The organism is Pseudomonas sp. NPDC089392 (assembly GCF_044749595.1).
GTDB lineage: Bacteria > Pseudomonadota > Gammaproteobacteria > Pseudomonadales > Pseudomonadaceae > Aquipseudomonas.
Window position 1 is genome coordinate 105,084 of record NZ_JBIVIF010000018.1, and the last position, 14,654, is coordinate 119,737.

Here is a 14,654-nt window from a genome sequence, read left to right on the forward strand (position 1 = left end):
TGTGAAACATCAGGCGTGACGCGGTCCCTGTGGGAGCGGGCGTGCCCGCGAAGGGCGGACAGCGCCCCCGTTTGGATCATCACGCACCCATTTGGCACACCTTCTGCAATCACCTGTGCAAGCTGCGCCACGGCGCGCTCCACAAAAACAACGAGAAGGTATCCCTGATGGATAACGCCACCTCCCTGCCCGCCGGGGCGGCCACCGCGCCTGCCGCAGAAAAAACCACCGCCAGCCGCCTGAAGTCGATCTTCAGCGGGTCGATCGGCAACATGGTCGAATGGTACGACTGGTACGTCTACGCCGCATTCTCGCTGTACTTCGCCAAGGCCTTCTTCCCGGCCGGCGACTCCACCGCACAATTGCTCAATACTGCCGCGATCTTTGCCGTGGGCTTCCTCATGCGCCCGATCGGTGGCTGGCTGATGGGCCTGTACGCCGACCGCAAAGGCCGCAAGGCTGCGCTGATGGCCTCGGTGCTGCTGATGTGCGCAGGCTCGCTGGTCATCGCCCTGACCCCAGGTTATGAAACCATCGGCGTCGCCGCGCCTATCCTGCTCGTGGTTGCGCGCCTGCTGCAGGGCCTTTCGGTGGGTGGCGAATACGGCACCTCGGCCACCTACCTGAGCGAGATGGCCAGCAAGGAGCGCCGTGGCTTCTTCTCCAGCTTCCAGTATGTGACCCTGATCTCCGGGCAGCTCATCGCCCTGGCAGTCCTGATCGTCTTGCAACAGACCCTGACCACCGAGCAGCTGTATGCCTGGGGCTGGCGTGTACCGTTCGTGATCGGTGCGCTGTGCGCCGTGGTGGCCCTGTACCTGCGTCGCGGCATGGAAGAAACCGCCTCGTTCACCAAGAAGGAAAAGGCCAAGGAAAGCCTGATGCGCACCCTGCTGCGCCACCCCAAGGAACTGATGACCGTGGTCGGCCTGACCATGGGCGGTACCCTGGCCTTCTATACCTACACCACCTACATGCAGAAGTACCTGGTCAACACCGTGGGCATGAGCATCAGCGACTCGACCACCATCTCGGCCGCCACGCTGTTCCTGTTCATGTGCCTGCAGCCGGTGATCGGCGGCCTGTCCGACAAGATCGGCCGGCGCCCGATCCTGATCGCCTTCGGTGTACTCGGCACCCTGTTCACCGTACCGATCCTCAGCACCCTGCACACCATCCAGACCTGGTGGGGCGCGTTCTTCCTGATCATGGCGGCGCTGATCATCGTCAGCGGCTACACCTCGATCAACGCTGTGGTCAAAGCCGAGCTGTTCCCCACCGAAATCCGCGCCCTGGGCGTAGGCCTGCCGTACGCGCTCACCGTGTCGATCTTCGGCGGCACCGCCGAGTACGTGGCCCTGTGGTTCAAGAGCGCCGGCATGGAAAGCGGCTTCTACTGGTACGTCACCGCTTGCATCGCCTGCTCGCTGCTGGTTTACGCGACCATGAAGGACACCAAGCAGCACTCGCGGATTACTACTGAGTAATACAGGTAAGGAAATGCTGAAAAGGGGGGCTCCAGCGTATGGGGCGCCCCTTTTTTATGCCTGAACTGATAAGGCATCTCGGCTGCCAGGTGCTTGGCACAACATGTTTATCGCCTTTGAGATCGAGCGCCGCCCGCGCGGCGCATCGCGGCTAAAGCCGCTCCTACGTTTGTTTCGGGCCAGTCACGCCTGTGAGGTCACCGCTGTTCGCCTTGTTTGTTCCCTTCGATATCAAAGGGGACGCCGTTGCTCTTCATCGATCTTCAGCGATTCGCCAAGGCTGCAACCCACCTGGCACAGGAATAACTGGCCCGAAAAAGATGTAGGAGCAGCCTTGTGCTGCGAAGCGCCGCGCGGGCGGCGCTCGATTTCAGCAACACCGCAAACATCAAGCCATACTTCCAAAGCCCCTGATGAGCCGATTAGAAACGCTATTCGGCTCACATTGTGAGCCGAATAGCCCAATTAATCGGCTCACCTGCGCCTGAACGCAGGCTCAGGACATCTCCAACGCCTGACGCGGCTCACGGCGCTGGTACCAAGTCGCCATCAGCACCAGCACCAACAGCACCCCACCCAGCACCGCCGAAGAACCGATCGTGCCGAAGTCCAAGCCACCCTTTTCATGAGGCTTGGTGAGGAAGTCGCCCAACGTCGCGCCAAACGGGCGAGTCAGCACGAACGCCACCCAGAACAGCACCACGCCAGGGATGCGCGTCCAGTAGCGGGCCAGCACCACCAGCGCAATGGCGCTGCCAATAAACAACGCGCCGCCGGCAAAGCCCAGCCCCGAGTCATCGGCCAGGTAGTCGCCCAGCGCGGTGCCGAGGGTGTTGGAAAACAGGATCGCCACCCAGTAGAACAGCTCGCCTGTACGGTTCTTGATGCGGGTGACATCCAGCGGGTTGCCGCTCAGGCGCCAAACCAGGAAGGTCAGCAGCAGGATGCCGATGAGCAGGGCTGAACCCGTGGCATAACCCAGGCCCAGCGTGCGGTCCATGAAGTCGGACATGGTGGTGCCAGCAGTGCTGGTGGAGAGGATCACCAGCCAGTACAGCATCGGGTGGTAGCGGCGCGAGTACAACTGGCCGAGCAAGGTCAGCAGGAACACGCTGATCAGCAGTAGCGAGCTGAGCGCATAGCCGATGTTGAGAGTCATCGACAGCAAATCACCCGCCGTTTCGCCAAGGGTGGTAGCGCAGATCTTCATGACCCAGAAGGCCAAGGTGATTTGCGGGAGTTTGTTCATTGTGGTGCCGCTCCAGTTTGAGGTGCGGCGATGGTGCTAAGCAGGGCCTGAAAAATCGGTTGGTGATATATGAAAAATACGTTCATCGGCCATCAGCTTGTGTTTTTTCATTCTTAATGTCCCATTAATTCCACTCCATCAAGCTGCAATGGCTGGGAAAACAGCAGTGCAGGGCGAACGCCCATAAGCTGAGCCGCTGCCTGAATCACGGCGTGCGCACCCAAACACATCGATTAACACGATCTTTAAGTGCCATTTTTTGCGCTTTTTAATCAGATTAATCGGCGTAGGATTAAACCCATAGAAACAAACAACTCACGAACCCCGGAGCAACGACCATGAAAAATAAACTGATCCTCACCCTGGCCCTCTCGGTTTTCGCAGCTGGCGCCTTTGCCGAAGATGGCTTTGACCGTACCAGCGCCCACACCTTCGCAGCAGGCCAGACCCAATCCGCTAGCTACGCTGAAGACGGCTTTGACCGCACCGGTGGCCAACGCTTCACCGAAGACGGCTTCGACCGCACCGGTGGCCAACGCTTCACCGAAGACGGCTTCGACCGTACTGGGGGCCAACGCTTCGCCGAAGATGGCTTCGACCGTACCGGTGGCCAACGCTTCGCCGAAGATGGCTTCGACCGCACCAACGCCCACCGCATCAGCTGATCCCTGATGCGAGCACCCCAGCCCGGCTTCGGCCGGGCTTGATCATTTTCAGGCGCGCACAGGCTTGGCACACTAGGCACCTTGTCCACCAGGAGGTAGGGCCAGCAAGCCCAACACAGATGTATTACTACGAACCCGCCAAAGGCCACGGTCTGCCCCACGACCCGTTCAACGCCATCGTCGGCCCCCGCCCTATCGGCTGGATCTCTTCGCAGGACCGCGAAGGCCGCCTGAACCTGGCGCCCTACAGCTTCTTCAACGCCTTCAACTACATCCCGCCAATCATCGGTTTCTGCAGTGTCGGGCGCAAAGACAGCCTGAACAACATTGAGCAGACCGGCGAGTTTGTCTGGAACCTGGCCACCCGCCCGCTGGCCGAGCAGATGAACCAGAGCTGCGCGCCAGTGCCTGCCGAGGTAAGCGAATTCGAATTGAGCGGCCTCACTGCCACGCCGTCGAGCATCGTCAGCGTGCCGCGCGTGGGCGAAACCCCGGTAGCCTTCGAGTGCAAGGTCAGCCAGATCGTCCAGCTCAAGCGGGCCGACCAGGAACTGGTGCCCAGCTGGCTGATCCTCGGTGAAGTGGTGGCGGTGCACATTGCCGAGCACCTGCTGAAAAACGGCATCTACGATACCGCTGCCGCCGAACCGATCCTGCGTGGCGGTGGCCCGGCGGACTATTTCGAGCTGGGCAACCTGTTCAAGATGGCCAGGCCGCCGGCCTGATCACCAGATCAGCTCACCGTCTTCGCTGACGCCCTGCAGGCGTTGCAGCTCAGCCGTGGCCGCTTCGTCGGCGGCCACGGCGCCCTTGAACACCTGCCCGTCGAGGACCTTGTGAAAGCGCGGTGCGCCACCCATGCCCAGGGCCTTGACCGCAATGGCCGCGTTGTAGCCGCCACCTTCCACCGGCACCATCGCCGAAACCGCTTCGAACTGCGGGAATTCTCTACGTGCCATTTCACTATCCGCCTGGTTGATCAAGGGGCGGCATCTTACCCTATTCGCCTGTACCGGCCCTATCGCCGGCAAGCCAGCTCCCAAAGGTTCACCACAGGCCTGAGAGCGGTGCAGTACCTGTGGGAGCTGGCTTGCCGGCGATAGGGCCGGTACAGACAATCAATCAAAGGTATGCAAGTCCAGGCTGCTGACCACTCGTGCCTGCACCAACTCACCAAACACCTCCAGCGTAGGCGAAGCAAAGTAACCACTCATCGCCTGCTGGTCTCGCCAGCTACCACTGAGCAACCACAAGTCGGCATCAGCTTGAGACCGCTGTACGGTGAAACTCAGGCAACCCGGTGCACGCAGCGAAGGCTCGAGCAGGTCGCGCAGGCGCGCGCCCAGCTCTGCCGAGCGCCCGCTGCTGGCACGGATGAAAGCAAGGTGGGTGACCGGTTGTTTTAGGGTCATTGCACAATCTCCTTGAAGCAGGCGGACGGAAAAACCAGGCTGCCAAGGTTAGGCCCCCACCCGCGCGACACGTTAGGCCATTACTGCTCGCCGATTGCCTGATCCTGCAGCGCGGCAGGATCAGGCAATCGACATGCAGCTTTCGACTAGCGCCCGCCATTGCCCAAACTTATGCTGCGTCGGTCAGTAGAGGAAAGCCATCATGACCACCGCCACGACCACCGACCCGACCCTGGAACTGCAGCGCCTGGAACTGGCCGAGCTGATCACCCGCCACGCCGGCGAGCCTCACGGACCGGCCTCGGCCATCGATAACCTGTACCTGGTGCGCTACACCGAGAACGTGCGCTCGGTACCAACCCTGGCACAACCCGCCCTGTGCATCCTGGCCCAGGGCAGCAAAAGCCTGTTCCTCGGTGACGAGCAGTACGCCTACGACCCATTGCATTACATGGTGGTCTCGGTGACCTTGCCGCTGAGCGCCGTGAAACTCGATGCCAGCCCGCAGAACCCTAGCCTGGGCCTGCGCATGGACCTTGACCCGGCCGAGATCAGCCAGCTGATTGCCGAAAGCGGGCCGATGCTGGTGCCCAACCGGCCGTCCGGCCGTGGCCTGTATGTGGAAAGAACCGATGCCGCGTTGCTCGACGCCCTGCTGCGGCTGATCCGCCTGCTGGATACCCCACGCGACATCGCGATGCTGGCACCGCTGTTCCGCCGCGAGATTCTCTACCGCCTGTTGCGCGGGCCGCAGGGTTACCGGTTATATGAAATCGCCTTGGCCAACAGCCAGACCCACCGGGTTTGCCAGGCTATTACCTGGCTCAACAACAACTATCAGCAACCGCTGCGTATCGAGGACCTGGCCCGGGAGGTCAACCTCAGCACCTCGACCTTGCACCACCGTTTCAAGGCCGTGACATCGATGAGCCCATTGCAGTACCAGAAGCAATTGCGCCTGCAGGAGGCGCGGCGGTTGATGCTGAACGACGGGCTCGAGGCGGCCGTTGCGGCCTATCGGGTGGGGTACGAAAGCCCTTCGCAGTTCAGCCGTGAATACAGCCGGTTGTATGGTGCGCCGCCGATTCGGGATGTGGCCAGGTTGCGGGCCAATGCTGGCTGAGGTCAGCATTCGCCTGTGCCGGCCCTTTCGCGGGTAAACCCGCTCCCACAGGGATAGCGACAATCCTGAAGATTGCACGGTACTTGTGGGAGCGGGTTCATCGAGGCGTCGAACCGCCGCGAAGAGGCCGGCCCAGGCAACGGCAATACCTCAGCCCAGCACAGTCTCCTGCCACTGATTCTGGTCCACCTGAATCAGGGTCGGCCCCTTGCGCTCCACAGCCTGCCCCAGCGCCGTCTGCAACTGCGCCACATCCACCACATGCTCCGCCGCCGCCCCCAACGCCCGCGCCACGCCGATAAAGTCCGGGGTATGAATATCCACCCCGACTGGCTCGATGGCCCGGTTGACCATGTACTTCTTGATCTCCTCGTAGCCTTGGTTATTCCACAGCAGCACGATCAGCGGCACCTGCGCCTCCACCGCGCTGGCCAGCTCCGGCAATGTGAACTGCAAGCCGCCATCACCAATCAGGCACACCGCAGGCGCACGCTGGCCAACCTGCTCGGCACTACCCAACCAGGCACCCATGGCTGCCGGCAGCGCATAACCCAGGGTGCCGTAACCGGTCGAGGCATTGAACCAGCGCCGTGGCTGGTCCATGTCCAGGGTCAGGTTGCCGGTGTACACCGGCTGGGTCGAATCACCCACCAGGATGGCATTGGGCAGGCGTTCAAGGATCGCGCTCAGCAAACGCGTCTGGCTAAGGGTCGGCTGGTCCCAGCCCTGCGCCAGTGCCTGGCGCAGGCAGGCTACGCGGGCCACACCCCAGGTGCTTTCGCGCACTGGCTGCGGCTGGGCCTGCAAGGCGTCGAGCAATGCATCGACGGCCTGCTCGGCATCGGCCACCAGCGCCAGCTCCGGCAAGTAATTACGCACGGTCTGGTCCGGGTCGATGTCGATGCGCAACAGGCTGCCCGGGATCTCGAAACCACCCTTGAAGGTCACGTCATAGTCGGTCTCGGCCAGCTCGGTACCGATCGCCAGCACCACGTCAGCCTCAGCTACCAGCGCCCGCGTGGCCGGCAGAGACTGGGTCGAGCCAATCTGCAGCGGGTGGCTGGATGGCAGCAAACCCTTGGCATTGATGGTCAGCGCTACCGGGGCCTGAAGGTGCTCCGCCAGGCGTGCCAACGAAGCCCCAGCAGCCAGGGCACCGCCCCCTGCCAGGATCAGTGGCCGCCGTGCACCGGCCAGGCGCTCGGCCATCTGCGCCACGGCTTGCGGTGCAGCCCCTGCCCGGTTGCCACGTACCGGGCGCCCCGGCAGCAGTTGGTCGGCCGGTTCGACCAGCACGTCGAGCGGGATTTCGATATGCACCGGGCGCGGCCGGGCGCTGTCGAACACGGCGAAAGCCCGGGCCAGCACCTGTGGCAGGTCGGCAGCACTCATCAAGGTGTGGGAAAACGCCGCCACCCCTGCCACCAGCGCCGCCTGGTTGGGCAGCTCATGCAGCTTGCCGCGGCCGCCCCCCAGTTGGTCGCGAGACTGTACGCTGGAAATCACCAGCATCGGGATCGAGTCAGCGTAGGCCTGGCCCATGGCAGTGGTGATGTTGGTCATGCCTGGGCCGGTGATGATGAAGCACACCCCGGGTTTGCCACGGGTGCGCGCATAGCCATCAGCCATGAACCCGGCACCTTGCTCATGGCGCGGGGTGATGTGGCGAATGGACGAGCCCGCCAGGCCACGGTAAAGCTCCACCGTATGTACACCAGGAATGCCGAAGACATGGTCCACGCCATAGCCTTCAAGGAGTTTGACCAGTACTTCGCCGCAGGTTGCCATCAGGTTTCACCATGAATCTTGTTGGGTTATGCCCTTATTGGACCCAAGCCACGGCTATCGCCACAATGCAAAAAAACACATACTAGCCATGTCCTGTGATCATGGCTTACTGCAATGAAACGCCTCCCGCCGCTACCCGCCCTGCACACCTTTCTGGTCACTGCCCAGTGCTGCAATTTCACCCGCGCCGGGCAGCAGTTGCACATAACCCAAGGCGCCGTCAGCCGGCAGATTGCAGCCCTTGAAGAACACCTGGGTTATGCCCTGTTCCAGCGCCAGGCGCGCGGCCTGAGCCTGACCCGTGAAGGCCAGGACTGGCTGCCCCGCGTGCAGCAAGTGTTCGCACTGATCGAACAAGGGGTACGCGAGGTGGGTGAGCACAGCGCTACCCTGCAGCTCAAGGCGCCAACCTGCGTGATGCGCTGGCTGCTGCCACGCCTGATGGAATGGCAGGCGCTACGCCCGGATGTGCCGGTGGAGCTGACCACCACGGTGCAGCATGGTGTGGATTTTCGCCGTGAGGGCTTCGACGCGGCGGTGGTCTATGGCGATGCGCCGAACCACGGGCTGCACGTGCGCAAATTGTTCGATGAGCAACTGACGCCGGTATGTGCGCCATCACTGCGCGAGGGGCCGATACCGTTGCAGCAGGTGGAGGACCTGGCACGGCACATGTTGCTGCACCCGTCGCGGGATGAGCATGACTGGCGTTTGTGGTTGCAGGCGGCTGGCGTGACGCTGGCCTCTCAAGGGCCGAAGCAGCATTTCGAGACGCTGGACATGGCGATGGCCATGGCTTCGCAGGGGACGGGGGTGGCCATTGGCGACTGGTCGCTGATTGGCGATGACTTGCGCGGGGGTCGGCTGTGCATGCCGTTTGCGCTGAAGGTAATGACCGGCAAAGGGTATTACCTGGTGAGCCAGACCAAGAGCCTGCCGCCGGGGTTGGTGGCGTTGCTGGATTGGCTGGAGGGCCAGGCCAGCGTGTGAGAGCCGTACTCCAGGCTGACCGGCGTGTGCAGGCCCTTGTAGGAGCGGCCTTGTGTCGCGAAAGGGGCGCGCAGCGGCCCCAGGATTTCCGCCACCCTGCAAAATTGCCGGGGCTGCTGCGCAGCCCTTTCGCGACACAAGGCCGCTCCTACAGAGAACCGCACAGTGAGTTAATAACCCACAGTGAAGCGCTGCCGAGAGTGCGCCGGCTTTTCCAGCTCATCGAGCATGGCAATCGCATAGTCGGCAAAGGTGATCCAGCTCTTGCCATCGGCACCCATCAACAGATGGTCCTTGCCTGATTTGTAGTGCCCGCTGCGCTCACCTTCGACGAACTCCGCCGACGGCGACAGGAACGTCCAGTCCAGGTTCGGCTCGCGCTGCAGCGCCTCCAGAAAGCGCACCCCGGCAGTGGCCTCGGCCTTGTACGCTTCGGGGAAATCCGGGCTGTCGATCACCCGGTGCCCCGACGGCAGCAACAGGCTGCCGGCACCACCCACCACCAGCAGGCGCTTGACCCCAGCCCGCTTGACCGGCTCGATGATCGCGTGTGGCTCGATGGTGGAGAAATGCGCCGCGCTCAGCACCGCGTCCACACCCGCCACCGCCGCTTGCAAGGCCGCGCTGTCCTTGGCATCCAGCGCCTTGACGGTCACCCCGTCACGCCCCTGCAGCCGCGATGGGTCGCGGGCGATGGCCAGCACACTGTGGCCACGGCGCAGGGCCTCTTCCAGCAACTGGCTGCCAGCGCGGCCAGTGGCACCAATGATTGCAATCTTGCTCATGGGTTACTCTCCATCAGTTGAACGGAATTACCACTTCATTTCGCCCTTGGCGACCTTGGCCCCCAGCTCCAGCGAGCTTTCATCGGCCATGCCCGGGTAACGCTGCTTCATGGCCTTGATCAACGCGCCAGCATCTTTCGCCTTGGCGGTTTCAGCATCGAAATCACGAATGTAGTTGGCGGTGAAGCGCACGGCCTCCAGCGAGCGGCTGCTATCGCCCAGGTAATGGCCCGGGATGACCGTGCGCGGTGCCAAGGCCTCGATGTGCGTCAGGGTGCCGAGCCAGTCAGCGTGCGACTTGGCCGTTTGCGTGTCGGCCATCCACACATGAATGTGCTCGGACACCACCACGCCCCCGACCACTGCCTTGATCGACGGGATCCAGACAAAACTGCGCTCCGGCTGCGGGCCGTCCAGGCCAACCACTTCGAGGGCCTGCCCTTCCAGTGTCAGCTGGTTACCTTCAAGCACCTGCGGCAGCACCAGCCGCGCCGGCTTGTCCGCACCCATCTGCGGCCCCCAGTACGCCAGCTTGGCGTCCATGGTCTGGCGGATATGTGCAACGGTGGCGGCCGAAGCCAGCACCTTGGCGTCGGGGAAGGCCTGGGTCAGGGTATCCAGCCCGAAGTAGTAGTCCGGGTCACCATGGCTGATGTAGATGCTGGTCAGCCGCTTGCCACTCGCTCGCAACCGTTGCACCAGCTGCTCGGCCTGCGCCTTGCCGAACTGGGCGTCGACCAGCACAGCATCGTGCTCGCCACTGACAACCACCGAGCTGACCGGGAAGATAGCCGCGTGCCCGGGGTTGTAGACCTCCAGTTGCAAGGGCTCGGCGGCCAACACCGGGCCAGCCTGGGTAATGCAAGCCAGCAACAGGCCACGCAAGGGAGTGAACAGGGACATTGGCACCGCCTTCTGAAAAACAATGCCCAACAGCTTAGTTGCACGATACGTGACAAAAAATGCGATGCTCAAACATAGTTTGTTTCTGAAACCGGGCAAATCATGGACCGTCTCAACGCCATGCGCGTTTTCGTCACCGTTGTCGATCTGGGCAGCCAGTCGGCAGCTGCAGATCATCTGCAGTTGTCCCGGCCGGTGGTCTCACGTTACCTGGCAGAGCTGGAGGACTGGGTCGGCGCGCGGCTGATGCAGCGCACCACCCGCAAGCTCAGCCTTACCGCCGCCGGCCAGGAAACCCTGCCGCGCTGCCGGCAGTTGCTGGAGCTTGCCGGCGACCTGCAGGCCGCCGTGCAACAGCCGGATGATGCGCCAAAGGGTGCGCTGCGCATCAGCGTCAGTACTTCGTTCGGGCAGGCACAGCTGGTGGATGCGGTGGCCGCCTACGTGCGGCACTACCCCGGGGTGAAGGTGGAGCTGCAAATGCTCGATCGCACGGTCAACCTGGTGGATGAGCGCATCGACCTGGCCATCCGCACCAGCAACGACCTCGACCCCAACCTGATCGCCAGGCGCCTGAGCGTCTGCCGCTCGGTGGTGTGTGCGGCACCGGCCTACCTGCGCGAACACGGCGCGCCGCAACAGGTCGAGGAACTGAGCCGGCATAACTGCCTGACCCATGCCTATTTCGGTCATAGCCTGTGGCACTTCGAAGTGGCCGGCCAGCAAGTTGCCGTACCGGTGGCGGGGAACATCAGTGCCAACGAGGCAATGACCTTGCAAAAGGCGGCACTGGCTGGCGCGGGCATCGCCATGTTGCCGACCTACCAGGCCGCCGAGGCCCTGCGCCGGGGCGAACTGGTGCGCCTGCTGCCCGAAGCAAAGCCACGTGAGTTGAACCTGAATGCGGTGTACACCTCGCGCAAGCACATGCCAGCGACCTTGCGCAGCATGCTGGACTTTCTGGTGCAGCGGTTCAAGGACGAGCCAGAGTGGGACCGGGATCTATACTAGAGGTGTAGATCCCTGAGCGGCCTTGTGCCGCGAATGGACCGCAAAGCGGTCCCAGCGATTTCGCGGGGAGCACAAACCGGGACCGCTTTGCGGTCCATTCGCGGCACAAGGCCGCTCCTGCAGGTATCACCTATCGCCGTACAGGAGGTGAGCACCATGGGCATCAAATCAAAAAGAGTCGCCCTCGTCATGGCCCTGACCGCAGTCGCAGGGCTGTACGGCTCAGCCTGCTGGCGTGCCGAGCTGCTGCGCAGCCAGCCCAGCGCCGCCAACAGCTGCGAGCAGGCACATTGCGTGCCTCACAGCGCAACCTTGAGCGCCGTCCGTTGAGTTGACGGCGCCCTGCCGGTCACTCCTCGACGCTCATGTATTCCTTGGCCCAGCGGATGTAGTCCTCGGGCTGGGTGTAGGTGTGCGAGAGTTCGGTGGCGCTGAGGTTTTCCGACTTGTTCTGCCGGCCGCGCTGCAACCGCAGGCAATCGTAGGTGGCCTTGATCGCGGCAAAGTAGGCCGCATGGCCATCGACCACGATGCGCACGCCCAGGCGCGCCAAGCGCTCGTCGTCCCGCAGGTTCGGATTGCCGTAGGTTACCAGCATCAGCGGTACCGTCAGGTGCTCGGCAATCTGCTCAAGCTGCTCGAAGTCCTTCACACCCACCATGCAGATACCGTCGGCACCAGCCTTCTGATAGCTCTGGGTACGCACGATGATTTCTTCTGTGGTAAGCACGCCTGCGTTGGTACGGGCAATGATCGACAGCGACGAATCGACCCGCGCCTCCAGCGCCGCGCGGATCTTGCCGACGCCCTCTTCTACCGGGATCAGGTCGGTGGACTTGCGCCCGAACTGGGCGGGCAGCAAGGTGTCCTCGATGGTCAGCGCAGCCACGCCGGCGCGCTCCAACTCGATGACCGTGCGCATGACATTCAGCGCGTTGCCATAGCCGTGGTCAGCGTCAGCCAAAAACGGCAGTTGCGCCACACGGCCAATACGCGTGGCCTGCTCGACGAATTCGCTGAGGGTGATCAGGGCGAAGTCCGGTGCCGCCAGTACCTGCAGCGAAGCGACGGAACCACCGAGAATGCCGACCTCGAAGCCCAGGTCTGCGGCAATGCGTGCCGACATCGGGTCGAACACCGAGGCCGTGTGGAAGCAAGAACCTGAAGCGAGCAGCTCGCGGAAGGCAAAACGCAGATCTTGATGGGAAGCCTTGGGCATGATCACTCCGCAATAAAGTTGAAATTTGAACGGTAACTACCGACCCCTGTAATCGGGTCTACCTGACCTGTTCCAACCGTCGCCATCTGGGCGGTCATGCTCGACATGCAGGCAGAGGAATAAAAGGTGTGGGAGACAGTGGCCTGAACAGCCTGCGGCGATTTGTTGCACCAAGCTGGTGCAGGCCGCGGGTTTCAGCCGCTGTGGCATACCAACGATATCACGCAGCCATGCAGCACTGGATGAATGCGCCAATGCCGATCTTGCATAGGGGATGCAGATAGTACATAGGAAGCTACCTAACTCAGGTTACAATCCGGGTACTTCATGCTGGCCTGTTCGCGGGTAAACCCGCTCCCACAAGGACCGCGCACCACTCAAGATCAGCACCGTCCCTGTGGGAGCGGGTTTACCCGCGAAAGGGCCGGTACATGTCACCCATTACCCGGATAAGGTCCTCCCGTGACAGCCGCCCTGCCCCCCACCACCCTGCGCAACGTGCTCACCGCTCTGATGCTGGCGATCTTCCTCGGCGCCCTGGACCAGACCATCGTCGCGGTGTCACTGCCGGCGATCTCGGCCCAGTTCAACGATGTCGGCCTGCTGGCCTGGGTCATCTCCGGCTACATGGTGGCGATGACCATAGCCGTACCGATCTACGGCAAGCTGGGCGATCTGTACGGCCGGCGGCGGATGATCTTGACCGGCATCAGCCTGTTCACCCTGGCCTCGATCGCCTGCGCCATGGCGCAGGACATGCAGCAACTGGTGCTGGCCCGGGTACTGCAGGGCATTGGCGCCGGCGGCATGGTCTCGGTGAGCCAGGCGATCATCGGTGACTTCGTGCCCCCGCGCGAACGCGGCCGCTACCAGGGATACTTCAGCAGCATGTACGCCGTGGCCAGCGTGGCCGGGCCGGTGCTGGGCGGCTGGCTGACCGAATACCTGTCGTGGCGCGGGGTGTTCTGGATCAACCTGCCGTTGGGGTTGGTCGCCCTGTGGGCGATCCGCCGAGCCCTCGGCGGCATGCCTATGCAGCGCCGCGAGGCGCAGGTGGACTACCTCGGCGCGGTGCTGCTGATCCTCGGTTTGGGCAGCCTGCTGCTGGGCATCACCCTGGTCGGCCAGGGCCACGCCTGGGACGACCCGGCCGTGCTGGCCCTGTTTGCCTGCGCCGTGCTGGGCCTGGCGCTGTTCGTCGCCCATGAACGCCGCTGCCCAGAGCCGCTGTTGCCGCTCGGCCTGTTCAAAAACCGGGTGGCAGTGCTGTGCTGGGCCGTGATCTTTTTCGCCAGCTTCCAGTCGATCTCCCTGACCATGCTCATGCCATTGCGCTACCAGGGCATCACCGGTGCCGGTGCTGACAGCGCCGCCCTGCACCTGCTACCGCTGGTCATGGGGCTGCCCCTGGGCGCTTTCACCGGTGGCCGCATGACCAGCCGGACCGGGCGCTACAAGCCGCAGATCCTGGCGGGCGCACTGCTGATGCCGCTGGCTATTTTTGGCATGGCACTGACTCCACCGCAGTCGGCGTTGCTCAGTGCGCTGTTCATGTTGCTGACCGGCATTGCCTGCGGGCTGCAGTTCCCGACCTCACTGGTGGGCACGCAAAGCGCGGTGGACAGCAAGGACATCGGCGTGGCCACCAGCACCACCAACCTGTTCCGCTCGCTGGGAGGGGCCATGGGGGTGGCGTGCATGTCCAGCCTGCTGCTGGCGCTGCTGCACCAGGGCGGGTTCGAGTTGCTGGGCAATCCGTTGCTTGGGAGTTTGAAGGCAGGTGAGGTGGACTTGGTGACGCAGGGGCGGTTGCTGGAAACGTTCCGGCACCTGCTGATGGGCAGCGCGCTGATCGCGGTACTGGGACTGGTAGCGGCAGTGGCATTGCCGGACCGGCAACTGCGCGGACGCTAGAGACTGCACGATTTTTGTAGGAGCGGGGGGGGGGGGGGGGGGGGGGGGGGGGGGGGGGGGGGGGGGGGGGGGGGGGGGGGGGGGGGGGGGGGGGGGGGGGGGGGGGGG

General features: G+C 63.2%; 15 protein-coding genes. 8 read left to right on the plus strand and 7 right to left on the minus strand.

The features are described 5' to 3' along the window. Positions 1–167 precede the first annotated feature (167 nt). The gene (locus tag ACIP1G_RS17045; RefSeq protein ID WP_400738992.1) at positions 168–1,487 is read left to right on the plus strand and encodes an MFS transporter; all 1,320 of its coding nucleotides are present in this window, start codon (positions 168–170) and stop codon (positions 1,485–1,487) included. 496 nt (positions 1,488–1,983) lie between these two features. On the opposite strand, the gene ACIP1G_RS17050 is transcribed toward ACIP1G_RS17045, so the two are convergent. Beyond that, the gene (locus ACIP1G_RS17050; RefSeq protein ID WP_400738995.1) at positions 1,984–2,736 is read right to left on the minus strand and encodes a hypothetical protein; all 753 of its coding nucleotides are present in this window, start codon (positions 2,734–2,736) and stop codon (positions 1,984–1,986) included. Positions 2,737–3,074: 338 nt separating this feature from the next. Between ACIP1G_RS17050 and ACIP1G_RS17055 the strand changes: the two genes are divergently transcribed. Continuing rightward, positions 3,075–3,401, plus strand: coding sequence for a hypothetical protein (locus ACIP1G_RS17055; RefSeq protein ID WP_400738998.1), 327 nt, complete (start codon positions 3,075–3,077; stop codon positions 3,399–3,401). 119 nt (positions 3,402–3,520) lie between these two features. After that, positions 3,521–4,126, plus strand: a complete 606-nt coding sequence (locus tag ACIP1G_RS17060; RefSeq protein WP_400739000.1) for a flavin reductase family protein — start codon at positions 3,521–3,523, stop codon at positions 4,124–4,126. Here ACIP1G_RS17060 and ACIP1G_RS17065 read toward each other — a convergent pair whose 3' ends face one another. Both ACIP1G_RS17065 and ACIP1G_RS17070 read right to left on the minus strand, forming a co-directional pair. Further along, positions 4,127–4,360, minus strand: a complete 234-nt coding sequence (locus ACIP1G_RS17065; protein WP_400739003.1) for a hypothetical protein — start codon at positions 4,358–4,360, stop codon at positions 4,127–4,129. Between the two features lie 159 nt (positions 4,361–4,519). Continuing rightward, positions 4,520–4,813: a putative quinol monooxygenase gene (locus ACIP1G_RS17070; RefSeq protein WP_400739005.1), complete on the minus strand. Its 294-nt coding sequence runs from the start codon at positions 4,811–4,813 to the stop codon at positions 4,520–4,522. A 202-nt stretch (positions 4,814–5,015) separates the two neighbouring features. On the opposite strand from ACIP1G_RS17070, the gene ACIP1G_RS17075 reads away from it, so the two are divergent. Beyond that, positions 5,016–5,936: an AraC family transcriptional regulator N-terminal domain-containing protein gene (locus tag ACIP1G_RS17075; protein ID WP_400739008.1), complete on the plus strand. Its 921-nt coding sequence runs from the start codon at positions 5,016–5,018 to the stop codon at positions 5,934–5,936. Between the two features lie 150 nt (positions 5,937–6,086). On the opposite strand, the gene ACIP1G_RS17080 is transcribed toward ACIP1G_RS17075, so the two are convergent. After that, on the minus strand, positions 6,087–7,724 hold the full coding sequence (locus tag ACIP1G_RS17080) for a 5-guanidino-2-oxopentanoate decarboxylase (RefSeq protein WP_400739011.1): 1,638 nt from the start codon (positions 7,722–7,724) through the stop codon (positions 6,087–6,089). A 114-nt stretch (positions 7,725–7,838) separates the two neighbouring features. On the opposite strand from ACIP1G_RS17080, the gene ACIP1G_RS17085 reads away from it, so the two are divergent. Continuing rightward, positions 7,839–8,714 carry a LysR substrate-binding domain-containing protein gene (locus ACIP1G_RS17085; protein WP_400739014.1) on the plus strand — a complete coding sequence of 292 codons (876 nt, stop codon included), beginning with the start codon at positions 7,839–7,841 and terminating at the stop codon, positions 8,712–8,714. A 170-nt stretch (positions 8,715–8,884) separates the two neighbouring features. Here the strand turns inward: ACIP1G_RS17085 and ACIP1G_RS17090 are convergent, their stop codons facing one another. Continuing rightward, positions 8,885–9,499, minus strand: a complete 615-nt coding sequence (locus ACIP1G_RS17090; protein WP_400739017.1) for an NAD(P)-dependent oxidoreductase — start codon at positions 9,497–9,499, stop codon at positions 8,885–8,887. Positions 9,500–9,526: 27 nt separating this feature from the next. Further along, on the minus strand, positions 9,527–10,402 hold the full coding sequence (locus tag ACIP1G_RS17095) for an MBL fold metallo-hydrolase (protein ID WP_400739020.1): 876 nt from the start codon (positions 10,400–10,402) through the stop codon (positions 9,527–9,529). Between the two features lie 102 nt (positions 10,403–10,504). Here ACIP1G_RS17095 and ACIP1G_RS17100 point away from each other — a divergent pair, with 102 nt between their 5' ends. Then, positions 10,505–11,413 (plus strand): LysR family transcriptional regulator, encoded by a 909-nt coding sequence (locus tag ACIP1G_RS17100; protein ID WP_400739022.1) that lies wholly within the window; start codon positions 10,505–10,507, stop codon positions 11,411–11,413. 189 nt (positions 11,414–11,602) lie between these two features. Beyond that, positions 11,603–11,743: a hypothetical protein gene (locus tag ACIP1G_RS17105; protein ID WP_400739025.1), complete on the plus strand. Its 141-nt coding sequence runs from the start codon at positions 11,603–11,605 to the stop codon at positions 11,741–11,743. A gap of 19 nt (positions 11,744–11,762) precedes the next feature. Here ACIP1G_RS17105 and ACIP1G_RS17110 read toward each other — a convergent pair whose 3' ends face one another. Further along, positions 11,763–12,632, minus strand: a complete 870-nt coding sequence (locus ACIP1G_RS17110; protein ID WP_400739028.1) for an oxaloacetate decarboxylase — start codon at positions 12,630–12,632, stop codon at positions 11,763–11,765. Positions 12,633–13,094: 462 nt separating this feature from the next. On the opposite strand from ACIP1G_RS17110, the gene ACIP1G_RS17115 reads away from it, so the two are divergent. Continuing rightward, positions 13,095–14,546, plus strand: a complete 1,452-nt coding sequence (locus tag ACIP1G_RS17115) for an MDR family MFS transporter (RefSeq protein WP_400739031.1) — start codon at positions 13,095–13,097, stop codon at positions 14,544–14,546. Positions 14,547–14,654 lie beyond the last annotated feature (108 nt).